Annotated in this window: 22 protein-coding genes; 10 read left to right on the plus strand and 12 right to left on the minus strand. The window is 58.9% G+C overall.

The genetic code is table 11. From position 1 onward, the window contains the following. Positions 1 to 2: 2 nt before the first annotated feature. Entirely contained in the window at positions 3 to 485 is a 483-nt protein-coding gene (locus AB5Y84_RS11710; protein WP_021229759.1) for a YMGG-like glycine zipper-containing protein, read from the minus strand. 487 nt (positions 486 to 972) lie between these two features. Here AB5Y84_RS11710 and AB5Y84_RS11715 point away from each other — a divergent pair, with 487 nt between their 5' ends. Beyond that, positions 973 to 1,575, plus strand: coding sequence for a nitroreductase family protein (locus AB5Y84_RS11715; protein WP_005348028.1), 603 nt, complete (start codon positions 973 to 975; stop codon positions 1,573 to 1,575). A 114-nt stretch (positions 1,576 to 1,689) separates the two neighbouring features. Here AB5Y84_RS11715 and AB5Y84_RS11720 read toward each other — a convergent pair whose 3' ends face one another. Continuing rightward, positions 1,690 to 2,340 carry an HAD-IA family hydrolase gene (locus AB5Y84_RS11720; protein WP_368177001.1) on the minus strand — a complete coding sequence of 217 codons (651 nt, stop codon included), beginning with the start codon at positions 2,338 to 2,340 and terminating at the stop codon, positions 1,690 to 1,692. Between the two features lie 32 nt (positions 2,341 to 2,372). Next, positions 2,373 to 2,618 (minus strand): hypothetical protein, encoded by a 246-nt coding sequence (locus AB5Y84_RS11725; RefSeq protein ID WP_368176988.1) that lies wholly within the window; start codon positions 2,616 to 2,618, stop codon positions 2,373 to 2,375. 116 nt (positions 2,619 to 2,734) lie between these two features. On the opposite strand from AB5Y84_RS11725, the gene AB5Y84_RS11730 reads away from it, so the two are divergent. After that, a complete protein-coding gene (locus AB5Y84_RS11730; RefSeq protein WP_368176989.1) occupies positions 2,735 to 3,643 on the plus strand; it encodes a LysR family transcriptional regulator in 909 nt (302 codons plus the stop codon). A gap of 94 nt (positions 3,644 to 3,737) precedes the next feature. On the opposite strand, the gene AB5Y84_RS11735 is transcribed toward AB5Y84_RS11730, so the two are convergent. The 4 genes from AB5Y84_RS11735 to AB5Y84_RS11750 all read right to left on the minus strand — a co-directional run bounded on the left by AB5Y84_RS11735 (position 3,738) and on the right by AB5Y84_RS11750 (position 7,468). Beyond that, entirely contained in the window at positions 3,738 to 4,676 is a 939-nt protein-coding gene (locus tag AB5Y84_RS11735) for a diguanylate cyclase (protein ID WP_368176990.1), read from the minus strand. A gap of 199 nt (positions 4,677 to 4,875) precedes the next feature. After that, positions 4,876 to 5,556, minus strand: coding sequence for an excalibur calcium-binding domain-containing protein (locus AB5Y84_RS11740; RefSeq protein ID WP_368177002.1), 681 nt, complete (start codon positions 5,554 to 5,556; stop codon positions 4,876 to 4,878). 132 nt (positions 5,557 to 5,688) lie between these two features. Next, a complete protein-coding gene (locus tag AB5Y84_RS11745; protein WP_368176991.1) occupies positions 5,689 to 6,255 on the minus strand; it encodes a cysteine hydrolase family protein in 567 nt (188 codons plus the stop codon). A 49-nt stretch (positions 6,256 to 6,304) separates the two neighbouring features. Beyond that, positions 6,305 to 7,468: an FAD-dependent oxidoreductase gene (locus AB5Y84_RS11750; RefSeq protein ID WP_368176992.1), complete on the minus strand. Its 1,164-nt coding sequence runs from the start codon at positions 7,466 to 7,468 to the stop codon at positions 6,305 to 6,307. Between the two features lie 265 nt (positions 7,469 to 7,733). On the opposite strand from AB5Y84_RS11750, the gene miaB reads away from it, so the two are divergent. From miaB to lnt, 5 genes are all read left to right on the plus strand, one after another. Then, positions 7,734 to 9,167 carry a tRNA (N6-isopentenyl adenosine(37)-C2)-methylthiotransferase MiaB gene (gene miaB, locus AB5Y84_RS11755; protein WP_005335132.1) on the plus strand — a complete coding sequence of 478 codons (1,434 nt, stop codon included), beginning with the start codon at positions 7,734 to 7,736 and terminating at the stop codon, positions 9,165 to 9,167. Between the two features lie 54 nt (positions 9,168 to 9,221). Continuing rightward, the gene (locus AB5Y84_RS11760) at positions 9,222 to 10,271 is read left to right on the plus strand and encodes a PhoH family protein (protein WP_368176993.1); all 1,050 of its coding nucleotides are present in this window, start codon (positions 9,222 to 9,224) and stop codon (positions 10,269 to 10,271) included. Further along, the gene (ybeY, locus tag AB5Y84_RS11765; RefSeq protein ID WP_368176994.1) at positions 10,268 to 10,732 is read left to right on the plus strand and encodes an rRNA maturation RNase YbeY; all 465 of its coding nucleotides are present in this window, start codon (positions 10,268 to 10,270) and stop codon (positions 10,730 to 10,732) included. The genes AB5Y84_RS11760 and ybeY overlap by 4 nt, the downstream gene beginning before the upstream one ends. A gap of 95 nt (positions 10,733 to 10,827) precedes the next feature. Beyond that, a complete protein-coding gene (gene corC, locus AB5Y84_RS11770) occupies positions 10,828 to 11,712 on the plus strand; it encodes a CNNM family magnesium/cobalt transport protein CorC (RefSeq protein ID WP_368176995.1) in 885 nt (294 codons plus the stop codon). 148 nt (positions 11,713 to 11,860) lie between these two features. Next, on the plus strand, positions 11,861 to 13,405 hold the full coding sequence (lnt, locus tag AB5Y84_RS11775) for an apolipoprotein N-acyltransferase (RefSeq protein ID WP_368176996.1): 1,545 nt from the start codon (positions 11,861 to 11,863) through the stop codon (positions 13,403 to 13,405). 67 nt (positions 13,406 to 13,472) lie between these two features. Here lnt and nqrE read toward each other — a convergent pair whose 3' ends face one another. From nqrE to AB5Y84_RS11800, 5 genes are all read right to left on the minus strand, one after another. Next, on the minus strand, positions 13,473 to 14,072 hold the full coding sequence (nqrE, locus tag AB5Y84_RS11780; RefSeq protein WP_368177003.1) for an NADH:ubiquinone reductase (Na(+)-transporting) subunit E: 600 nt from the start codon (positions 14,070 to 14,072) through the stop codon (positions 13,473 to 13,475). Between the two features lie 199 nt (positions 14,073 to 14,271). Continuing rightward, the gene (locus AB5Y84_RS11785; RefSeq protein WP_064335663.1) at positions 14,272 to 14,664 is read right to left on the minus strand and encodes a hypothetical protein; all 393 of its coding nucleotides are present in this window, start codon (positions 14,662 to 14,664) and stop codon (positions 14,272 to 14,274) included. 259 nt (positions 14,665 to 14,923) lie between these two features. Then, positions 14,924 to 16,105 (minus strand): MerR family transcriptional regulator, encoded by a 1,182-nt coding sequence (locus tag AB5Y84_RS11790; protein ID WP_368176997.1) that lies wholly within the window; start codon positions 16,103 to 16,105, stop codon positions 14,924 to 14,926. Between the two features lie 152 nt (positions 16,106 to 16,257). Then, positions 16,258 to 17,988 (minus strand): single-stranded-DNA-specific exonuclease RecJ, encoded by a 1,731-nt coding sequence (gene recJ, locus AB5Y84_RS11795; protein WP_368176998.1) that lies wholly within the window; start codon positions 17,986 to 17,988, stop codon positions 16,258 to 16,260. Beyond that, positions 17,954 to 18,601, minus strand: coding sequence for a disulfide isomerase DsbC N-terminal domain-containing protein (locus AB5Y84_RS11800; RefSeq protein WP_005335146.1), 648 nt, complete (start codon positions 18,599 to 18,601; stop codon positions 17,954 to 17,956). The genes recJ and AB5Y84_RS11800 overlap by 35 nt, the downstream gene beginning before the upstream one ends. Positions 18,602 to 18,917: 316 nt before the next feature. Here AB5Y84_RS11800 and mscL point away from each other — a divergent pair, with 316 nt between their 5' ends. The 3 genes from mscL (at position 18,918) to AB5Y84_RS11815 (ending at position 21,821) form a co-directional block, all read left to right on the plus strand. Then, complete coding sequence (gene mscL / locus AB5Y84_RS11805; RefSeq protein ID WP_005335147.1) at positions 18,918 to 19,328, plus strand: large-conductance mechanosensitive channel protein MscL; 411 nt, start codon at positions 18,918 to 18,920, stop codon at positions 19,326 to 19,328. Between the two features lie 86 nt (positions 19,329 to 19,414). Beyond that, positions 19,415 to 20,701 carry a diguanylate cyclase gene (locus AB5Y84_RS11810; RefSeq protein WP_368176999.1) on the plus strand — a complete coding sequence of 429 codons (1,287 nt, stop codon included), beginning with the start codon at positions 19,415 to 19,417 and terminating at the stop codon, positions 20,699 to 20,701. 88 nt (positions 20,702 to 20,789) lie between these two features. Further along, the gene (locus AB5Y84_RS11815; RefSeq protein WP_001809438.1) at positions 20,790 to 21,821 is read left to right on the plus strand and encodes an IS630-like element ISAhy2 family transposase; all 1,032 of its coding nucleotides are present in this window, start codon (positions 20,790 to 20,792) and stop codon (positions 21,819 to 21,821) included. Positions 21,822 to 21,843 lie beyond the last annotated feature (22 nt).

The raw sequence follows: 21,843 nt of genomic DNA on the forward strand, positions 1-21,843 counted from the left end.
CATCAATCGTCGTCGTGCCATCTGTGCTTCTTATGCTTTTTGTACTTCTTGTGGTGCTTGTGATGGTGATGATCATCGTCATCATCGTAATAGCGATCCTGGCTCTTGTGGCCATCGCCGGTCTTGGCACCGATGGCCGAACCGCTCGCCCCGCCGACCCCAGCGCCGATCAGCTGACCGGTATCGCCACCGACACTCTTGCCGATGGCGGCACCGCCCAGCGCCCCCACAGCGCCGCCAAGGGCCGCTTCATTCTTGTTGCCCTTGTTGGCCGTCGCAGCCCCACCGGCAGCACCGCCCAACGCAGCCCCCACCAGCGCACCGGTATCGCCACCCAGCTCCTTGCCAATCATGGTGCCCGCCACACCACCTGCGCCGCCACCCAAAATGGTATTGAGGGTCTCGGAGGCGTACACGGTCGTGCTGCCAGCCAGCAAGGCGCCCAGCAGTGCCAGTGCGCGAAGAGCACGCGAATTCATCTCCATGGGTACTCCTGTCCAATCTGATTAATTTCCTCTGCACTATACAAACCGGCAGGCAGCAAACCAGTGGGTGACTAGCGGCAAGTAGATTTTCACTTGAAACCCGGCAATAGGCGTGACCGGCAAGCCCGAATTCAATCTCTTGAATAACCACACGAAATTTTTTATTTCACAGATATGGCGTGTCCCTCGGCAGGGGCGGGAGGCTGTCGCAGCCCCACCCCAACTACTGGCGATCGGACAGCTCCTGTCACCTGCGCAGGGTTGGGTGGCGCAATCTCAGATGGGCTGACAGTTCAGCGCGCCTCAACCCCGTTCACTGGGGAGCAGCAGGATCGCCTATGTGCGGGGTGTTAACCCTCAGTTGAAAGTGTCACCACTACATGTAAACGCCCGGAAGATGATCGGGTGGTATAGTCTATAGCTTGAACAGCAGGGGATGGCTGGCCACAAGGCTGGCGCCCGGTGACTATCAAGCAAAGGAGATGTTATGAGCAGTCCGTTTATCGAGCAGATCAAAGCACGTCGTACCATCTATGCCCTGGGCGACCAGGTCTCCCATACGCCGGAGCAGCTGACGGCCCTGATCCAGGATGCCATCAGACACAGCCCCTCCTCCTTCAACTCCCAGAGCTCCCGCGCCGTCATCCTGTTTGGCGCCCAACACCACAAGCTGTGGGATATCGTCAAAGCCGAGCTGAAAAAGATTGTGCCGCCGGAAGCCTACGCCCAGAGTGAGGCCAAGGTAGATGGCAGCTTCCGCGCAGGCTTCGGTACCGTGCTGTTCTTCGAAGACACCGACGTCATCAAGGATCTGCAGCAAAAATTCGCCCTCTATGCCGACAACTTCCCCATCTGGTCGGAACATGCCACCGGCATCGCCCAGTTTGCGGTCTGGACGACGCTGGCGCAGGAGAAAGTCGGTGCCTCCCTGCAGCACTACAACCCGCTGATCGACGAGGCGGTACGCAAGGAGTGGAACCTGCCCGCCAGCTGGCTGCTGCGCGCCCAGATGCCCTTTGGCAGCATCAAGCAACCGGCCGGTGACAAAACCTTTATCGACGACGCTACCCGTTTCCGCGTTTTCAAATAACCGTTGAGATAGCAAAACGCCCCCGCATCTCGGGGGCGTTTTTATTGCGACATACAGTGTTGATGGCGCTGGATCATACCGCAATCTGCGATCGTAATACGCTCTATCCACCGCTCAGGCGGGCAGCGACACCAGCAGGGATGTCTCTCCAATCTCCACCTTCACCTCGCGCCAATCGCGGATCACCCCCACCACCGCCGGATTGAGCGGCGCATCGCCTCCTACCTGCACCACAGTGCAACCGGCACGCAGGGCACTCTCGATACCGGCCGGGGCATCCTCGAACACCAGACAACAATCGGGCGACACGTCAAGCCGTTTGGCTCCCAGCAAATAGGGTTCAGGATCGGGTTTGCCATTGATCACTGCTTCGGCCCCCACCAGTACGTGGGGCAGCGGCAAACCGGCACAACGCAGACGGTGACGGGCAACCCGCTCACTGGCGGAGGTCACGATGGCCCAGCACTGTGGCGGCAAGCGGCGCAGCAACTCACCAGCCCCAGCGATGGCATCGCCCCCGGTATACAGCATCTCCAGCTCGTCGAGCCGCGCCGCCTCGCGCTCCACATCCAGTTGCAGGGCCAGCGCCCAGATCACCTCCCGCGAGCGCATGCCGTGGCACATCGTCAGCACCGGCTCGGGCTCCAGCTGATGGTCACGACACCAGATCCGCCATACCTGCTCCACATCGTCGGTCGAGCAGACCAGAGTGCCATCCATATCGAGCAGCAGGGCGGCGACTGCCACGGTTTTGGTGCCGCTCATACAACCGCCCGGTTCGCGACTCATGCCGGTAATCATTCCGATACTCCCGTAAGCTCTGGCTCAGCTCCCTGCAACGCATCGGCAAAAGCCTGCTGCTGGGCGGCACGTTCATAACAGGCGAGCGCCTGCTCGGTACTGCCAGCCCACACCTGCAAGGGGCCGACCACAAAACCCTGTTGCAGCAGGCTGGCGAGCAGCTCCCCCGTCTCCGGGGCCGCCAACGGCTGAGCCAGCACCAGCGTGCTCTTGATCAAAAAAAGATAACGTTGAGTGGACATGATATGGCTCCTTGTTCCGGTTCAGAGGAGGGCGATTCCCCCCTTGCCGAGCCATTAGAACAAGGCGATTAGATAATTTATAATCAATAAATCACCACTTTGGATAACCAATTGGAATGAAATTTGACTTGAGGCAACTGCAGGCGTTTGTGATGCTGGCCGAGACCGCCAACTACCGGGAAGCGGCCAGCCGCCTCTTTATCACCCAGCCGGCCCTCACCAAGCAGATCCAGGGGCTGGAGCTGACACTGGGTTGCACCCTGTTCAAGCGGGGCCGCCACGGCGCCGAGCTGACAGCGCTCGGTGCCCAGCTACTCACTCAGGCGAGTGCGCTGGTCGAGCACGGTCGGGAGTTCGAGAGCCATGCACTGGCGGTGGCGAGCGGGGTAGCCGGTCGGCTCAAAATTGGCTTCGGTCTGTCGAGTTTCGCACTGGCCCCTGCGCTGGTGGCCCGCTTCAAACAGCAGGTCACGGACGTGATGGTCCATCTGCAGGATATGCCCTCAGCCATCCAGCAGGAGCAGCTGCTCTCCGGCCAGTTGCAGCTTGGCTTTATGCGCAGACCTCAGGTGCCGCAGTTACAGGAGCACAGACTGCTGATCGACCGGCTGGTGCTGGCGGTGCCGACACGGATGACCGAGCCAGACCCGGCCGCATTCGACGTCCAGCAGGCACTGACCAGTCAACCCCTGTTGCAGATGGTGGGCCACCGCTGCCCCGGGCTCAGCCAGCAGATCGCCGGTTTTCTCGGCGCCAATCGGCTGACCGGCATGGTCCAGGAGGCCGAAGATATCCAGACGCTGGTGGCGTTGGTTGCGGCGGGCATCGGCAACGCCATCCTGCCACGCAGCGTCAGCTTTATCGCAGGGCCCGATGTCACCCTCTATCCTCTCTCTGGTCCCAGCTCCGAGTGGGAAGTCAGCATGGTATGGAATCCGGACTTTGCCGACCCCATCCGGGATCACTTCGTCAAGCAGGTGATCGCCAGCCATCCCCTGCCGGTGTCGGCCACACCCGAGCGCTGAAACCAGCGCTCGCTGGTAGCTAACACCGTAACCAGCCAAAAAACAGTGCGCCCCCATCAAGGGGGCGCATGCAGGACAAAAGCGGTAATGCGGCTCAACAACTGGCGCAGTGACTACGGTTTTTACCCGCCCCCTTGGCGCAATAAAGCGCCGCATCGGCCGCGGCCAGCAACGCCCCTTCCCCCTCCAGCGGTTGCTCAGCCGTGTAGGTGGCAATGCCAATGCTGGCGCTAAGCTGAATATTATTTGCCACCACGATGTCGAGATCGTTGATGGCCTGGCGGATCTCCTCTCCAATCCGCTGGGCCGCATCTCGATCGGTATTGCCGAGGATCAGGGCAAACTCGTCACCACCAAAACGGCAGGGCAGATCCGCCGGACGCTGGCAGAAGGACTGCAGAAGATGGCCCACCAGCTGGAGGGAGCCATCCCCCATCTGATGACCAAGATGGTCATTGCACGCCTTGAAGTTATCCAGATCCAGCATGATGAGGGAGAGCGGGGTATGTTCCCGCATGCTGCGCCGCCACTCGTTATGCAAAAAACTGTTGAACAGCCGCCGATTAGCCAGTCCGGTCAGGGGATCATGTTGGGAGAGGCTGGCAACTTCCAGCTCCAGCAGCTTGCGCTCGGTGATATTGATATGGGCGATGGAAAAATACTCGGCATCAAGCCCGGGTACCGGCGCTACTCGCATCATAAACCAGCGCTGGGTGTCGGGGCTGTGGCAGGGGTATTCCAGATAGAATTTATCCTGCTGATGACGGATAACCCGGAGGATCCCCTCCACGGCAGCCAAGCCCGAGGGCTCGGCTTCATCGTCACAAGCCCCCATGTAATTGACCCCAATCCAGTTATATCCCTTGGGCATGCCGTTTTGCTCGGCAAACAGATCCCAGGCGAGATTGGTGTAATGGATCACGCCATCCCGATCTATCACCGATATCTGGTCTTCCAGCGAATCCAGCAGCGCAGCCAGATGATGGGCTCGCTCGGCGAAGTGACTCTGCCGCTTCTGTATATCATCCGCCATGGTGGCCATCCTGTGGCAAAAGTGGCATACCGCCATCTATTAACAATAAAGTCAGCAGATAGAGTAAAGCACCCAATTTCCACTTAGCCAACTGAGACCAAATTTCACCATCGAACACTATCCGGCAAGGTTTCAGGCCAGTTTCCCAGGTCCGGATCACAAGAGCACATCATGAGCATATGTATCTGATAAGTCACATTTAATGACCGCACCACTGATTTTCGCAGGGGATGCCATCTCCTTCCCCATCCATCTTGGTACCAGGGCAGTTTTGTAAAAACCAGGTTGCCTCCTCGCAGGAGGTCATCTGGGAGCAATGCTGCCGACCATCACACTGGCGAATAAAGGTCGTTGCCTGTGGCGTACTGACCTCCTCCTGATTGAAAGAGGAGACCGGCAATGGTGCCATCGACTCGGCCGAGAAACGGGAATAGATGGAAAAGAGGCCGACGAGCACCAGCAGAGGGATCAATTTGCCACTCCAGCTGCTCTTGCGACGTCGATAGGGGTTACTTCTCTCTCTGGTCGAGGTGTGGCGTGGCGGCTGACTTGCCGCCCGAAACGATGGCGCCGCTGATTGTGCGGCTGACCTTGTGGCTGATGTTGCGGCCGACGGCACTACATCCGCCAACGTGAGCGGGCGATCGGGGAAAAAGACCTGTAACGCCCTTGGCTTGCCATCCTGGCCACTGCCGATCAGATAGGTGACACGCTCCCCCGGCTCTGGCACCCGGCCATCTGATTGCAGCGCCGTAACATGCACAAACAGCCCCGCACTGCGTGATCCATTGGTTGCCTGCTCGGCGCCATCTTGCTCCGGCGTAATAAATCCAAAGCCGCGCGCCTCGTTCCAGCTCGCGATCCGTCCCTGATAACGCATCTGTCCATCCTTGTTGTTATCCATGTGAGCACTATCTTGCCCGACAATCATGTTGCCCAAAAGCGCAGCGGCCCGACAGGGAGCCGCTGAGTCAATCTCAAAACGGTGATCGAGCGCAGCCTGCGTTAAGGGTCAAGCCAGCCGGGACACCTTGATGATCTCGGCGATGCGACTCAGCATCCGCAGCGAGGTGTGATGCTCGGTGGCATCTGCGGCGGCGCAGGCATCCTCCAGAATGGTGATGGCGTAGTCGCGATCGTGACCATCCCGCGCTGCCGCCTGAATGGCCCAGCTGGTGCTCACCCCGCACAGATAGAGGTGGTCGATGTGATTGGCCCGCAGCGCAGGCTCCAGCGCCGTGCCATAGAAGGGGCTGCCCCTGGGCTTGGCCAGCACCAGATCGCCGGGCTGCACATCCAGATCCGGGTGAAAATCGGTGCCTGGGTCGGTAAGCGACAGCGCGCCGAACTGGTGAGCGCGACCAAACATGGGAGACCCCTTGGGTTGCAGCTGATAGCCGCCGTCAAAGCCCACCTTGATCAGCACCACCAGCCAGCCATGGGTGCGGGCATGGGCCAGCGCCTGATTGGCATGCGCAATGGCATCCTGCTCCACCACGTGGGCTGCGGAGGCGGCAATGCGCCCGTCGGGATGGGCAATATCGTTGATAAAGTCGATCACCAGCAGAGCCTTGTTCATCACCTTTGCTCCTTCGCGCATTCAGCCCGTGTTATCTGGTTTCTACCTGTCAAACCAGCCCCAGTGCATAGCGCAGCGCCATCTCCTTGAGCGGGCCCGCCTTGTCCGCCAGATTGAGGGCCAGATTGCGGGCCAGCTTGAGGGGGCCAATCTCGTTGCTGAACACCCCGTAGAAGAGATCCATTCCCGACTGCATCAGCAGGTTGTCGGGGCGACGGCGTCGCTCGTAACGCTCGGCCAACGCCGGTTGATGCCAGTCGGCGCCAGCTCCTTGCAGCAGATCAGCCCAGCAGGCCACATCCTTGAAGCCGAGGTTGACCCCCTGCCCCGCCAGCGGGTTGATGGTGTGGGCAGCATCGCCAAGCAGCACCACCCGACCGGCGTGATAGTCGTTGGCGTGGCGGCGCACCAGCGGGAAGCTCCCCTTGCCGGTGACGGTGAACCCGCCGAGCCGACTCGGGAAGTGGCGGCGCACTTCGGTGGCGAGCGCCTCATTGCTCATGGCTGCCAGCGCCCGGATCCGGGCCGGGCTGTCATACCACACCAGAGAGCCGTGCTGACCGGGCAGCGGCAGGAAGGCGCGCGGGCCGCTCGGGGTGAACTGCTGCCAGGTGATATCTTCCTGCGCAAAATCGGTGTCGATATTGATCAGCATGCAGTGCTGGCGGTACTCGAAGCGCGATACGCCGATACCCGCCAGCTTGCGGGTGTGGGATTCGGCGCCGTCGCAAGCCAGCACCCAGCGGGCCGCCAGCTCGGTGCCGTCGTCCAGAGTCAGCACAGCTTCATCTGCACTCTGGCGCAGGCTGGTCACCGCCGCCGGGGTGTGGGTCTGGATGGTGGGGAAATCCTCCATCCGTTTGAGCAGGGCGAGCTGCACCAGCCGGTTTTCGATGATGTAGCCGAGCTGGGGCAGACCGAGATCGGCGGCATTGAAGCGGGTGGCAAAACCGTCCAGCTCCCAGGTCTCCAGTCGGCGGTAGGGGCAGAGCCGCATCTGCTGCAGATGGTGCCAGGCACCGGCCTGCTCCAGCAGCGCCACCGAGGCCTGACTGATGGCAGAGACCCGCAGATCCAGCGGCTGCTCCGGCTCGTAATGCTCCGGCAGTTGGGTCTCGATGACCCGCACCGAGAGGCCCTGAGCCGCCAGCAGACAGGCGGTGGCGGCGCCCACCATGCCGGCGCCGACGATGGCGATATCACACTGTTCCATACATTTATTCCTGAAAGGGTGCGTCCGGCGACAGCGCCCGGACGTGAACCGGATGGCAGCATGATAGCGCAAGGGCGGCTGATAAACAGTGAGACAAACGGGGAATTGCTGCGTCAAATCAAGGAGAAAGCTTATTGAGCTTGCTGGCAACAGGTATCGGGTGAGCACCATTGCCAGCTGGATATTAGCTAGGCAGTATCCAGATTGCGGAGTAAAATGCGCGGTCCTTTGACCATGCCGATTTCAAAACAAGTCAAGAGAAGCAATGAGCAAGAAACTTCACATTAAAACCTGGGGTTGCCAGATGAACGAGTATGACTCGTCCAAAATGGCCGACCTGTTGGATGCCAGCAATGGCTACACCCTTACCGAAGAGCCCGAAGAGGCAGATGTCTTGCTGCTCAATACCTGCTCCATCCGCGAAAAAGCGCAGGAGAAGGTGTTCCACCAGCTGGGACGCTGGAAAAAGCTCAAGGCCAACAAGCCCGGTCTGGTGATCGGCGTGGGTGGCTGCGTTGCCTCTCAGGAGGGCGATGCCATCCGCCAGCGCGCTCCCTATGTGGATATCGTGTTCGGCCCGCAGACCCTGCATCGCCTGCCCGCCATGATCAAGGAAGTGCAAGAGGGCCGTGGTGCCCAGGTTGATATCGCCTTCCCCGAGATCGAAAAATTCGACAGCCTGCCCGAACCGCGCGCCGAAGGGGCCACCGCCTTCGTCTCCATCATGGAAGGCTGCTCCAAATACTGTACTTACTGCGTGGTGCCCTACACCCGCGGTGAAGAGGTGAGCCGACCGCTGGACGACGTGCTCTACGAAATCGCCCAGCTCGCCCAGCAGGGCGTGCGCGAAGTGAATCTGCTCGGCCAGAACGTCAACGCTTACCGCGGCCCGACCTTTGATGGCGGCATCTGCACCTTCGCCGAGTTGCTGCGTCTGGTAGCCGCCATCGACGGTATCGATCGCATTCGCTACACCACCAGCCACCCGATCGAGTTCACCGACGACATCATCGAAGTCTACAAAGACACCCCGGAAGTGGTCAGCTTCCTGCACCTGCCGGTGCAGAGCGGCTCCGACCGTATTCTGACCATGATGAAGCGCCCGCACACCATCCTGGAGTACAAATCCAAGATCCGTCGCCTGCGTGCCGCCCGTCCCGACATCACCATCAGCTCCGACTTCATCGTTGGCTTCCCGAACGAAACCGATGAGGATTTCGAGGCCACCATGAAGCTGATCGAGGATGTGGGTTTCGACATGAGCTTCAGCTTCATCTTCAGCCCGCGCCCGGGCACCCCGGCCGCCGACATGCCCGACGATGTCGACATGGAAGTGAAGAAAGCCCGTCTGGCCCGCCTGCAGCACGTCATCAACAACCAGGCGATGCAGATTGGCCGCGCCATGCTGGGCACCACCCAGCGCATCCTGGTGGAAGGGCCCTCCAAGCTCGATCCGATGCAGCTGTGTGGTCGCACCGAGAACAACCGGGTGGTCAACTTCGAAGGCCAGCACACCCTGATCGGCGGCTTTGCCGACGTGGAGATCACCGAGGTGCGTCCCAACTCCCTGCGCGGCAAGTTCATCCGCGGCGAGAGCGAGATGAACCTGCGGATCGCCACCGCACCGAGCGAAATCCTGGCCCGTCGCCCGGATAACGTACCGGACGAGCTGGGCGTGGCCGCTTTCACACCCCATTAATCCCCTCCTCCCCATTCGCCCGGCGGATGGGGAGCGCCTTGAGACGAGGATATTTTGAGCCGACACATCTCGACCCTGAATCTGCATCTGGAGCCCGCCGACAACCAGCGCCTTGCCAGCCTGTGCGGCCCCTTCGATGACAACATCAAGCAGCTGGAGCGCCGCCTCGGCGTCGAGATCAGCTACCGTGACAGCCACTTCCAGCTGGTGGGCAAACCGGCCCAGCTGGATGCCGCCGCCGTCATCCTCAAGCACCTCTATGTGGAAACCCAGCCCCTCAAGGGTGGCAAGGTGACCGATATCACTCCCGACATGGTCCATCTGGCCATTCAGGAGTCGCGGGTGCTGGAGCAGGATGACGAACCGGCGCCTAGCATCCCCTATGGCAAGGAGGTGACGGTCAAGACCAAGCGCGGTCTCATCAAACCACGCAGCCCAAATCAGGCCCAGTACATCGCCAATATCGTGCGCCACGACATCTGCTTCGGCATAGGCCCGGCCGGTACCGGCAAGACCTATCTGGCGGTCGCGGCGGCGGTGGATGCGCTGGAGCGTCAGGAAATTCGCCGCATTTTGCTGACTCGCCCGGCGGTGGAAGCGGGGGAGAAGCTCGGCTTCCTGCCCGGGGATCTATCCCAGAAGGTGGATCCTTACCTGCGCCCGCTCTACGACGCCCTGTTCGAGATGCTGGGCTTTGAGCGGGTCGAGAAGCTGATGGAGCGCAACATCATCGAGGTGGCGCCGCTCGCCTATATGCGCGGAAGAACCCTCAATGACGCCTTTATCATTCTCGATGAGGCCCAGAACACCACCACCGAGCAGATGAAGATGTTCCTGACCCGGATCGGCTTCAACTCCAAGGCGGTGGTCACCGGCGACATCACCCAGGTAGACCTGCCGCGCAACGCCAAATCCGGCCTGCGCCATGCTCTGGAAGTGCTGCAAGGGGTCGATGGTCTGTCGTTCAACTTCTTCGAGTCCAAAGACGTGGTGCGCCACCCGGTGGTGGCCCGTATCGTGCAGGCTTACGAGACATTCGATGCCAAACAGGCAGCCGAGAAGGTAGCCGGCCAAACAAACGCCAGCAAAGAGAGTGAGCAATGAGCGTAACCCTGGATCTGCAACTGGCCAGTGCCAGCACTGACGGCCTGCCCACCGAAGCCCAGCTGCAAGGCTGGCTCGACGGCACCATTCTCGGCTTCCAGCAGGAGGCTGAAGTGACGGTGCGTATCGTCGATGAGGCGGAGAGCAACGAGCTCAACCTCACCTATCGCGACAAGGACAAGCCCACCAACGTGCTCTCCTTCCCGTTCGAGGCGCCGCCCGGTCTGGAGCTGCCGCTGCTCGGCGATCTGGTGATCTGCCGTCAGGTGGTAGAGCGCGAGGCCGAGGAGCAGAACAAGCCCCTGATGGCCCACTGGGCCCACATGGTTGTGCACGGCAGTCTGCATCTGCTAGGTTATGACCATATCGAGGATGAGGAAGCCGAAGAGATGGAAGCGCTTGAGCGCGACATCATGCAGGAGCTCGGTTTTGCCGATCCTTATCTGAACGACGAAGAGTAAAGAACCGGATGGTCATCGTCTTGAAACAGCAGATGGCCATCCTTATATAACCCGAACTATTTCAAGTGTGTTCATACGAGTAACCAAGAGAGAAAATGACCGACGATCACCCTAGTACCGGCTCGCCGAAGAAAACCTGGCTCGACAAACTCAGCCAACTCTTCCAGGGCGAGCCAAAAGACCGCAATGATTTGGTAGACGTGATAGCCGATGCCGAAGAGCGCGACCTCATCGATCAGGACACCAAGGACATGATCGAGGGGGTGCTGGAGATCGCTGATCTTCGTGTGCGCGATATCATGATCCCCCGCTCCCAGATGGTGACCATCGAGAAGTCCCAGCCGGTGGATGCAATCCTGCCGGTGATCATCGAGTCCGGCCACTCCCGCTTCCCGGTGATCAACGAGGACAAGGATCATGTGGAGGGCATTCTGCTCGCCAAGGACCTGCTCCCCTTCGGGTTTGGCGGCCATCACCCCAGCGAGCCGCTGCATCTCGAGAAAATCTTGCGCCCCACGGTGATCGTGCCGGAAAGCAAACGGGTTGACCGTCTGCTCAAGGAGTTCCGTGAAGAGCGCTACCACATGGCCATCGTGGTCGACGAATTTGGTGGCGTCTCCGGTCTGGTGACCATCGAAGACATACTGGAACTGATCGTTGGCGAGATCGACGACGAGTTTGACGACATCGAGGATGAGCCAGACGAAATCCGCCGCCTCAGCAAGCGGGTCTTCTCCATCAGTGCCCTGACCGAGATCGAGGATTTCAACGACTTCTTCGGCACCAAATTCAGCGATGAAGAGGTGGATACGGTAGGCGGTCTGGTGATGCACGCATTCAGCCACCTGCCCAAGAAGGGCGAGGAGATCGAGCTGGATGGCTACCTGTTCAAGGTGATGCATGCCGACCGGCGTCGTCTGCAGCAGTTGCAGGTGAAGATCCCCGAGCACCACGCGGCGGCGCAATCCGAGCCGCAATAGGCAGATCCGCTCGATGTGTGAAACAACGCCCCGACCTCGGGGCGTTGTGCTCTCTGCCACCGGCATCGAGGCTCGCCGTTGCCCCGCTTACAGGTTAAGATACCGGCCATTCGACCCCAGTTGCACACCAAGACGAGCACCATCGCCCGTGAGATTATCCCCTTTTACTTCCAAAATTCTGTTAAGCCTAAGTGCATTGGCCTCTGGTGCCATCGCCGTGCTGGCCTTCTCCCCCTTCGGCTACTGGCCGCTGGTGATCCCCTCCCTGCTTGGCCTCTACGCCCTGCTGGACAAAGCAACGCCGAAACAGGCCGCCTGGCGCGGTTTTGGCTACGCCATGGGACTCTTTTTGCCGGGGCTGTGGTGGATCCACGTCAGCATGACCGAGTTTGGCGGCATCCCGCTGCCGGTCGCCTTTGTGCTGCTGGCCGGGCTCTCCGCCTATCTGGCACTCTACCCGACGCTCGCCTGCTGGGTCTTTGCCCGCTTCTTTGGCGGCCGTCACTGGAGCCGCTGGCAGCTCGCCTTCCCGGCCCTCTGGTTGGTGGCTGACTGGCTGCGCGGCTGGGTGATGACCGGCTTCCCCTGGCTCTGGTTTGGCTACAGCCAGATCGACGGTCCCCTCAAGGGCTTTGCCCCCATTCTCGGGGTGCAAGGCATCACCCTTGCTCTGCTGTTCTCCGCTTCCGCTATCTGGCTGGTGTGGAAATCCCGCTCCCCGCTCTGGCTGGCGGTGCCTGCCCTGCTGGTTGCCGGTGCTCACGGCCTGATGCAACTCAACTGGGTGACCCGTGGCGAGCCGGTCAAGGTGGCACTGGTGCAGGGTAATATTGCCCAGTCCCTCAAGTGGGATCCGGAGGCGCTGGCCCCCACGGTACGCACCTATCAGGACTTGAGCCGCGAGAATCAGGATGCCGACATCATCGTCTGGCCGGAGTCGGCGATCCCGGCCATAGAGAAGGCGATGGGCCCCTATCTGGAGAATCTGGACAAGGCGATGAAGGTGAACGATACCGGCCTGCTGGCGGGGATCATCCACTACGACGAGCAGCAACAGCGCTTCTACAATACCGTGCTCGGCATGGGGGTGCAGGATGCGGATGGCAAGGAGTCCTACTTCTACAACCACTCCAACCGCTACAACAAGTACCACCTGCTGCCCATCGGCGAGTTCGTGCCGTTTGAAGCTCTGCTGCGCCCCATCGCCCCCTTCTTCAACCTGCCGATGTCCTCATTCAGCCGGGGTGACGAAGTGCAGCCAAACCTGATCGCCAAGGGGCTCAAGTTTGCCGCCGCCATCTGCTACGAGATCATCTTCCCGGAGGAGGTACGCCGCAACGTCAATGCCGATACCGACTTCCTGCTGACCGTCTCCAACGACGCCTGGTTCGGCACCAGTATCGGCCCCTGGCAGCATATGGAGATCGCCCGGATGCGCGCGCTGGAGCTGGCTCGTCCGCTGCTGCGGGACACCAACACCGGTATCACTATCGTGACAGAGATCGACGGCAGCATCATCGGCCAGATCCCGCAGTTTGAAGCGGGTGTGCTGCGCAGCGAGGTGCGTCCCGCCCACGGCGAGACCCCCTACATGCGCTTTGGCAGCTGGCCCCTCTACGGTCTGACCGTGCTGCTGCTGGGTCTGGCGCTGGCGCTGCGCCCCAAGGCTCACCCCTGGGCCCGCGAGCTGTAATGGCCATCCGCAATCCCTGATAAACAACGAGGCGCCCGCAGGCGCCTCGTTTTTTTATGTCATCCCCTCACAGAGACATGCCGGAGAAGGACATGAAACCAAGGGACATCAGCCCCGCCACGATAAAGGTGATGCCGATGCCCCGCAGCCCCTCGGGTACATCAGCGTACTTCAACTTCTGGCGCAGCCCGGCCATGGCGACAATGGCCAGCAGCCAGCCAAGCCCCGAGCCTGCGCTGTAGACCAGCGACTCGACAAAATCGTAATCCCGCTGCGCCATAAACATCACCCCGCCAAAGATGGCGCAGTGCACCGTCAACAGCGGCAGATAGATGCCGAGCGCCTGATAGAGCGCCGGAGCGTACTTGTCGAGCACCATCTCCATCACCTGCACCAGCGCCGCCAACACCCCGATGTAGATGATGTAATCGAGAAATCCCAGATCGAATTCCCCGAAAAAGGTACTGCCTGCCCGCAAGATATGACGGTAAATCAAGTTGTTGAGGGGAATAGCGATCACCATCACCACCAGGATCGTCATGCCAAGGCCAAAGGCGGTTTTGATGTTCTTCGAGACGGCCAGAAAAGTACACATCCCCAGAAAGAAGGCTAGGGCGAGGTTCTCGACAAAGATTGAATGAATAAACAGGTTGAGGTAGTAGTCCATAAGTGTGCTCACCAGGTGTTTGCGCAAAGAGAAAGTCTGCCTCTGGCCGATGGCCAGCAGCATGGACGAAACAACAGAAAGCGCGGACGCAACTCCGGACGATAGAGCGCAGGCTGCAGGTGTCAGCCTGCCCCGTCAGTCAATCGGGAGCGTTAAAAGCCGTGTGAAAATGTGGATGAGCGTCCGCCAGCAGGGTGAGCTAGTCGCCGTGACAGAAGCGAAATTGCAAATGGTGGCCGCAGAGTTGCCGTTTATGCAGATAGCCAACGTGGCCACAAGCTTGTCTGACATAGATCAGCGGCACAAAGAACAGCAGGCCACAGAGCAGGCCGAGGATGTCGTACTGGAACCAGGCCAGCAGCATCTGATAGAGATGGCCTTCCCGCTCCTTCGCCAACCGCCGCCCCTGCTCGACCCCGTGGCGCCACTGGTTGCCCGGCAGCAAGCCGACCGTGTCGACCAGACGCTGGTTGATCGGGTCTTGCAGTGCCATCCCCGCCGTCGCCCCGGCAGATGGCCCCTGCGAAACGGCGCTCAGCCCAGCTGCGGCAAAAGCAGCGAGCCACAGAATGCAGGCGATGGCAAAGGCCATTGCACAGTGCTGTATGCGGCTTGGGGGTAAGCGACTGGCAAGAGGCAAGGATCGAGCTCCTTCAGGGATGACAGGAATGCGGGGATAAATATATCACAAGCCATCGCTTTATTGGATTTTGATATTCACCTAATCATGCAAATCAGCACTAAACACTCAATTATCACTGAACTTGGCATTTAAAAACTAAAACAAATGGGGGAGCATCTGCTCCCCCGTCCGATCACTGGCTCACCCTCAATGGCAATAGCCATCCTCTTCACATCGCCTGCAGGCAGCAGATCACATAGCCGTAACTGCCCAGATATTGGCGGTGGATGGCTACTTCCCGGCTCAAGTCCTGCCAGGCGGCACTCTCCCCCAGCTCGTCTCGATAGCGCACCAGATTGACCTCGATAGGGTCCAGATAGTTGTTCCAGGCGCTCATCGGCAAGGGTGTGTGTGACAGGCAGCGGTAGCCTGCCGCTTGTACCGTCTCAAGCAGGCCCGCCAGCGTCTGCATGGCGGGATAATCCTGCTGCCAGAATGCCAATGCCTCCTCGGGCGGGTTATCGGTCAGCCAGACCGCATCACTGAGCACGATGCAAGCCTGCGGGCTCGCGAGCAACGGGCGCCACGCCTTCAGTGCATTGGCAACCCCCATCACGTAAGCGCTCCCCTCTGCCCAGATGAGGTCGGCCGGGGCCAGATCGTCCGACAGTGCCGCCATGTTGGCACAGAGGGTGGAGACATGCTCAAAGCCCGCCGCACGGGCGGAGTGCGCCACGGCGTCCAGTGCCTCCTCTTCCAGATCGATGGCCACAATGTCGGCATCGGTCACCTGAGCCAGCGCCATGGTCGAGGCACCGCGCCCGCAGCCCATGTCGAGGATACGGCGCGGCCGGATGGGCAAGTCGGCAAACTGCTGCTGAGTGAAGGCGCGATCCCCCGGCCCCCAGTAACTCATGCCATCCAGCAGCTGGATAAAGTCCTTGATGTAACGCTCATGTTCATTCATGTCTTTGCTCAACCATTGCAAGTGGTAGCGATCTTTCTCGCTAAAACCCTGTTTCATCACCCACGCGAAGTAGGCCTCCGGTGCCTCGCGCTGCAGTTGCAGCTGCCAGGCCTTGAATTCCTCACCGGAGCGCGGGCGCAGCCCTGCCAGATCCGCCAGCAGATCCCGGGCGCGCTGCATCCGCGCCAGCTCCTCATCCAGCTCCCTGACCCGGGCTTCCAGCGTTGCCTGCTCTAGCTCGCCCGCCAGGCAGGCGAGGCACTGCTTGAGGCTGAGCCCGCCGGCATGCAGGGCCTGCACCATCTGCAGTCGCTGCAGATCTTCATCGTCGTAGTGGCGATAGCCGTTGGCGCCCCTCGTTCCCGCAATCACCCCCAGCTTCTCGTAATAGAGCAGGGTGGAGCGGGCCAGGCCGCAGCGCCGGGCCAGTTCGGATATTTTCATGACAACACTCGCTGAGGGGTCCGTGACCCGATGAAGGGAAGCTTAAACTGTGAAGCAATAGACGGGTCAACGACAAAATCCGGGTTCACATCATTAAAAAAAACGGCCACCCTGAGGTGGCCGTCATCGGCAGCAAGAGAGACTCGCGGGAGTCAGAGGCCGGCGGCTTCCAGATGCTCCACCAGCAGCTGCACACTGCGGTTGCCGCGCCACTCGTTGACGTCAAGCCGGTAGACAAGCCGCACCCGCTTGACCGAGGCATCGGGCCAGCGCTTGAGATCGACCCCGAAGGCGATGGCATCCACCGCATGGCCGGAATCCGTGGTCAGCATCATCTTGAGGTGCTTCTCACCCACCAGCCGCTGCTGCACCAGCACGAATTCGCCGTCAAACAGCGGCTCGGGAAAGGCCTGACCCCAGGGACCAGAGGCGCGGATCAGCTCCGCCAGCTCCAGACTCAGCTCATCGGGCAGCAGCTCGCCATCGGTGAGCAGCACCCCGGTCAAGAGCTCAGGGGTCACCAGCTCGCCGATGACTGCCTCAAAAGCCCGACCGAAGGCCTCGATATTGGCCTTGGGCAGGGTCAACCCCGCCGCCATGGCGTGGCCGCCAAACTTGCCCATCAGGCCCGGATGGCGGGTATCGAGCAGTTCCAGTGCATCGCGCAGGTGCACGCCGGGGATGGAGCGGCCGGAGCCCTTGAGCTCGCTCTCGCTGCTCTCGGCAAAGGCAATGACCGGGCGGTAGTACTTCTCCTTCACCTTGGAAGCCACCAGCCCCACCACCCCCTGATGCCACTCGTCCCGGTGCAGCACTATGCCCGACGGCACCTCGCCATCGCGAAACCGGATCTGCTCCAGGGTGGCGAGGGCCTCCTGCTGCATCCCCTGCTCGATCTCCTTGCGCTCCTGATTGAGGCTGTCCATCTCGGCCGCAAGCTGGCGCGCCAGATTAAGGTCATCGCAGAGCAGACAGGCGACCCCGAGGGACATGTCATCGAGGCGCCCTACCGCGTTGAGGCGCGGCCCCAGCGCAAAGCCGAGGTCGGCGGCGGTGAGGCGGCGACCATCGCGGCCCGACACATCCACCAGCGCCTGAATGCCGGGGCGACAGCGCCCGGCCCGGATCCGCTGCAACCCCTGATGAACCAGGATGCGGTTGTTGCCATCGAGCGCCACCACGTCGGCGACCGTGCCGAGGGCCACCAGATCGAGGTAATCCGCCACATTGGGGGCGAGCAACCCTTGCCGTTCGTACCAGCCAAGCTGACGCAGATGGGTGTTGAGGGCCGCAATCAGATAGAAGGCCACCCCTACCCCAGCCAGCGACTTGGAGGGGAAATCGCAACCGCGCTGGTTCGGGTTGACGATGGCATCGGCGTCGGGCAGCTCCTGACCCGGCAAATGGTGATCGGTAACCAGTACCTGCATGCCCGCCGCCTTGGCTGCCGCCACCCCAGCGATGCTGGAGATACCGTTATCCACCGTGATCAGAAACTCGGCGCCACGGGCCACAGCCAGCTCGACAATTTCGGGGGTGAGGCCGTAGCCAAACTCGAAGCGGTTGGGCACCAGAAAATCGATGTGGCGACCCCCCATGGCGCGCAGGGCCAGCACACACAGGGCCGAACTGGTGGCGCCGTCGCAGTCGAAGTCACCGACAATCAGGATCCGTTTCTGGGCGGTCAGGGCATCCGCCAGCAGCGGCACCGCCTGCTCCATCCCATAAAGGCGCTGGGGCGGCAACAGCTGGCTGGCGCTGCGCTCCAGCAGGGCGGGATCCTCTACGCCACGGCTGGCGAAGATTTGGCGAAGCAGGGGATGCAGGGCGGCAGGCAGATGGGAATCATCAACTCGCGGACGACGACGGATTTGCAGGGACATCAATATGATCCAGTATCTTGAGCAGCTGTTCGGGGCTCTGATACCCGCGCACCAGATCCCCGTCGGAGGAGACCCAGGCCGGCAGTACCTTGACCCCCAACCATTGGCTCAGGCCAATATTTTGGATAAGGGTCTCACTACATGCCGTTTGAGGCAAATAGGCTTTTAACGGATCATTTTGCAGCAGGGGATCGCTGCACCAGTCGGCGGCCCGTTCGGCGTGATCAATCACCGGATAGAGTGCCACGCTCACCCCGGATGCCTGCAGGTGTTGCAAGGTGCCGGAGAGCTGACGACGTTTGGCATCCTGCTCACCGAGAAACAGCGCAACCCGGTGACGCTCATCCCGAGCCTTGAGCACGATGGGGGCATGGGCCACCTGTGCCAAGCCAAGTCGGCGCTGCTCGCGCATACCCGAGATGGTCAGGTTCTTCATGTCGCGGGTCATATCCAGCATGACCCCCTGCACCACATAATCCCCTTTGGCATCGCTGTAGAGCACCCCCTGCGAGGTGCCCAGCATATACAACCCCGCGATCGGGGTCGGTTCAACCAGATAGACGGGGACCCCCAGCCGGGCCGTGATGGTCTGTTTCAAGGCTTGGGTATCCATCCCCGCTCTGGCAGCAAATGTGCACAAAAGCATCATTCCCAGTAGTAAATACTTCACTTGTTTACTCACGTGGTATGAATGAATCGACCCAGCAAACTACAGCAGCACAGCTCATCATTCAACCAGCTACTTACCAAAAAATTAATATCACTTTGTACCAAAAAAATGGCTCCCCCCGATTGCCAAGGACTCATAACGCCCGCAAGCTAGTCAGGACGACAGGAACAACGCGGCTTAGCCTCTGTTTTTCCTGACAAGAGTTCGCCCTTTGGCAAGGGTAATCAACGCGCTATCTTGTTTAATTTCGGAGGAAATAATGAGTCTGATTCAAGAGTTCAAAGCCTTTGCCGCCCGCGGCAACGTCATCGATATGGCGGTCGGTATCATCATTGGTGCCGCCTTCGGCAAAATTGTCTCCTCTTTTGTCGGTGACGTGATCATGCCGCCCATCGGCCTGATCCTGGGCGGCGTGGACTTCAGCGACCTGGCGGTCACCCTGAAAGCCGCAGAAGGTGCAACACCCGCCGTGGTCATCGCCTATGGCAAGTTCATCCAGACCATCATCGACTTTCTGATCATCTCCTTCGCCATCTTCATGGGACTGAAGGCCATCAACACCCTCAAGAAAAAGCAGGAAGAAGAAGCCGCCGCCCCGGCAGGCCCGACCAAGGATCAGGAGCTGCTGACCGAGATCCGTGATCTGCTGAAATCTCAACAGGAGCGTTAAGCCGACTCCCCAGACTGGTGTGTATGTGTGTCACGATGCCCATGGGCTATGGTTAGATGGCGTAAAGTTATATAGGCGTCGTGACTATGCAAACCTCCACTGCTGCAAACTCCAATCACAGCTTTATTCTCCGTTTTCTTTTGCTGCTTGCGCTGCCACTTGTTTTGACCACATTGGGTAGTGCGTACCTTTTTTCTGTTATGCAGAAAAACACCTTGCTAAGCACCGCCAGATTTTTTAACGATAGTACTGCGCAGCAATGGGATAACTCACTCTCTTCGGTTGAGAGGCAAATAAATATCATCATTGCCGACATTACTGAGAATAATGGAGATCTTCCCCCGGAATTAAAACAACGTTATCGCGACATTTGGCAATACCTTCTTTACCCTGATGGCCCAATAAAAACCGTGTACTACATGCTTCAGGATAACAAGCATATCAATTTCTCTCTTCATCCTACCCCGATTGAGTTCAAAGAGTCGGAACGTCCATGGTACCGCAATGCTATCGAGCATCCCGGCATCAATATCTGGAGTTCCCCTTACATTGACGCGATTGAAAAAATGCCGGTCGTCACCCTTTCCCATGCTGTTTTTAATAACCAGGGGGAATTTCTTGGCGTGATTGGCATCGACCTGAACTTGAAAGTATTTTCAGCACGTATAGGGCGGATTCTGGAGAGTAGTAACAATGTTGTATATATGCTCTTTGACCGAGGCAGCAAGATGATTGTGGCTCACAGCGACCCTCAGGAAAACGGCAGTCGACTTGACCAACCATGGATTTCTGAATTGAAAGGCAGGAATGGTACCTTAATGAGTAAAAATGGTGATCTCATTTCATATCACGCCCTTCACAACAACCCATCGTGGCTGGTTATTACCGTATTTCCATTCAAGAGCAATATTTTGATTGGTGAGATACTGCCAACTATATTTATCACTCTGGTATTATCATTATCGATATTCACACTGGTTGCTATTATTTTCAGGCAACGTCTGGAGCATACTATCAGCACATTGGTACAAGTTGTTAGACAATTGCGTATCACCCCTCCAGGGCAACAAATTATTATCCCCAAGCTAGCTGGTATAGAGGAGCTGGAGGATGAAATAGTGATGATTTCAGACAAAATGCAGGCCGAAACAGAAAAATCGCTGCGTGATGCATTAACCGGCTTGTACAACCGCCGTCATTTGGAAGAGGAGCTCGCCACTCTACATAAAGAAAATAGCCAATATATATTGGCGATTATCGACATTGATAACTTTAAAAAAATAAATGATACCTATGGTCATCCCATCGGTGATGCCGTTTTGAAACGCACCGCTCAGCTAGGTAGCCAATTGCTAAATAGCTGTTCCGAATAGTAGATCACCGGAGGAAGGGAACTCAGTCCAGTTTGTGCGATCTGATTAGTCGCTAAACAAAACAAGCCACACCCAAAGGACTGAGTTGATGCCTATCCTACCACCTCTGCCACGACCACAACGGCGCCGCATTCACAAAATCATCCATGCCACCCGTGATAAAGGACATGCTCGTCGCTTGATGGCCATCTTGCTGTTACATGAAGGACGCACGATCACCGATGTTCATCACCTTACCGGCGCTGCGCGCTCGACCATCGGTCGTTGGCTTCGGTGGTATCGAGATGAAGGCATAGATGCGCTAGAAGCCTTACCGGCTGGCCGTGCCCCAGTCTTACCTATCGCCAAGATTGTCACCTTACTGGTGCTGCTCATGCAGTTTTCTCCGCAAGATTTTGGTTATCAGCGCAGCCGTTGGTGTACTGAACTATTGGCTATAAAAATCAATCGGTTAACAGGGCTCAATGTGGCAGCCTCCACGCTCCGCCGATGGTTACCTCGTATGGGCATTGTCTGGCGCAGGCCCGTGCCGACCTTGCGGATAAAAGACCCAGCCTATCAGGAAAAAATGGCGAATATCGACGCCGCGCTGGCCCGCTGTGATGCCGATAATCCGGTGTTTTATGAGGATGAAGTCGATATAGACCTCAATCCCAAATTAGGAGCCGACTGGATGTTCAGAGCGCAGCAAAAGCGGGTTGTCACACCGGGGCAGAATGCCAAGCATTATCTGGCAGGCGTTCTCCACGCAGGCAACGGAAGGGTACTTTACGTCAGCGGGATCAAGAAAAACTCATCGCTGTTTATTGCCATGCTGGAAAAGCTGCGCCACCACTACCGACGAGCCAAAACCATCACGTTGATCCTCGATAACTACATCATTCACAAAAGCAAACAGACCGAGCGATGGTTGAAGAAGAATCCCAAGTTCTGCCTGGTGTTCCAGCCAGTTTACAGCCCTTGGGTTAATCACATAGAACGGCTATGGCACAAGTTACATGAAACCATCACGCGCAATCATCAATGCAGAGGGATGGCAAACCTGCTGGCCCGAGTGAAACACTTCATGGATACCGTGTCTCCTTTCCCGGGGAATGGCTATGGCACAGCGAAGGTGTAGCACTATTGGGATCAGTTATTTA

The sequence above is a fragment of the Aeromonas sp. s11 genome (genome assembly GCF_040907945.1).
In the GTDB taxonomy this organism is placed as follows: domain Bacteria; phylum Pseudomonadota; class Gammaproteobacteria; order Enterobacterales; family Aeromonadaceae; genus Aeromonas; species Aeromonas veronii.

Excerpts from the sequence above, each read along its gene's own strand:
- AB5Y84_RS11710 (WP_021229759.1), bottom strand. The coding sequence starts at position 485 with ATGGAGATGAATTCGCGTGCTCTTCGCGCACTGGCACTGCTGGGCGCC.
- AB5Y84_RS11715 (WP_005348028.1), top strand. The coding sequence starts at position 973 with ATGAGCAGTCCGTTTATCGAGCAGATCAAAGCACGTCGTACCATCTAT.
- AB5Y84_RS11720 (WP_368177001.1), bottom strand. The coding sequence starts at position 2,340 with ATGAGCGGCACCAAAACCGTGGCAGTCGCCGCCCTGCTGCTCGATATG.
- AB5Y84_RS11725 (WP_368176988.1), bottom strand. The coding sequence starts at position 2,618 with ATGTCCACTCAACGTTATCTTTTTTTGATCAAGAGCACGCTGGTGCTG.
- AB5Y84_RS11730 (WP_368176989.1), top strand. The coding sequence starts at position 2,735 with ATGAAATTTGACTTGAGGCAACTGCAGGCGTTTGTGATGCTGGCCGAG.
- AB5Y84_RS11735 (WP_368176990.1), bottom strand. The coding sequence starts at position 4,676 with ATGGCGGATGATATACAGAAGCGGCAGAGTCACTTCGCCGAGCGAGCC.
- AB5Y84_RS11740 (WP_368177002.1), bottom strand. The coding sequence starts at position 5,556 with ATGCGTTATCAGGGACGGATCGCGAGCTGGAACGAGGCGCGCGGCTTT.
- AB5Y84_RS11745 (WP_368176991.1), bottom strand. The coding sequence starts at position 6,255 with ATGAACAAGGCTCTGCTGGTGATCGACTTTATCAACGATATTGCCCAT.
- AB5Y84_RS11750 (WP_368176992.1), bottom strand. The coding sequence starts at position 7,468 with ATGGAACAGTGTGATATCGCCATCGTCGGCGCCGGCATGGTGGGCGCC.
- miaB (WP_005335132.1), top strand. The coding sequence starts at position 7,734 with ATGAGCAAGAAACTTCACATTAAAACCTGGGGTTGCCAGATGAACGAG.
- ybeY (WP_368176994.1), top strand. The coding sequence starts at position 10,268 with ATGAGCGTAACCCTGGATCTGCAACTGGCCAGTGCCAGCACTGACGGC.
- corC (WP_368176995.1), top strand. The coding sequence starts at position 10,828 with ATGACCGACGATCACCCTAGTACCGGCTCGCCGAAGAAAACCTGGCTC.
- nqrE (WP_368177003.1), bottom strand. The coding sequence starts at position 14,072 with ATGGACTACTACCTCAACCTGTTTATTCATTCAATCTTTGTCGAGAAC.
- AB5Y84_RS11785 (WP_064335663.1), bottom strand. The coding sequence starts at position 14,664 with ATGGCCTTTGCCATCGCCTGCATTCTGTGGCTCGCTGCTTTTGCCGCA.
- AB5Y84_RS11790 (WP_368176997.1), bottom strand. The coding sequence starts at position 16,105 with ATGAAAATATCCGAACTGGCCCGGCGCTGCGGCCTGGCCCGCTCCACC.
- recJ (WP_368176998.1), bottom strand. The coding sequence starts at position 17,988 with ATGTCCCTGCAAATCCGTCGTCGTCCGCGAGTTGATGATTCCCATCTG.
- AB5Y84_RS11800 (WP_005335146.1), bottom strand. The coding sequence starts at position 18,601 with ATGGATACCCAAGCCTTGAAACAGACCATCACGGCCCGGCTGGGGGTC.
- mscL (WP_005335147.1), top strand. The coding sequence starts at position 18,918 with ATGAGTCTGATTCAAGAGTTCAAAGCCTTTGCCGCCCGCGGCAACGTC.
- AB5Y84_RS11810 (WP_368176999.1), top strand. The coding sequence starts at position 19,415 with ATGCAAACCTCCACTGCTGCAAACTCCAATCACAGCTTTATTCTCCGT.
- AB5Y84_RS11815 (WP_001809438.1), top strand. The coding sequence starts at position 20,790 with ATGCCTATCCTACCACCTCTGCCACGACCACAACGGCGCCGCATTCAC.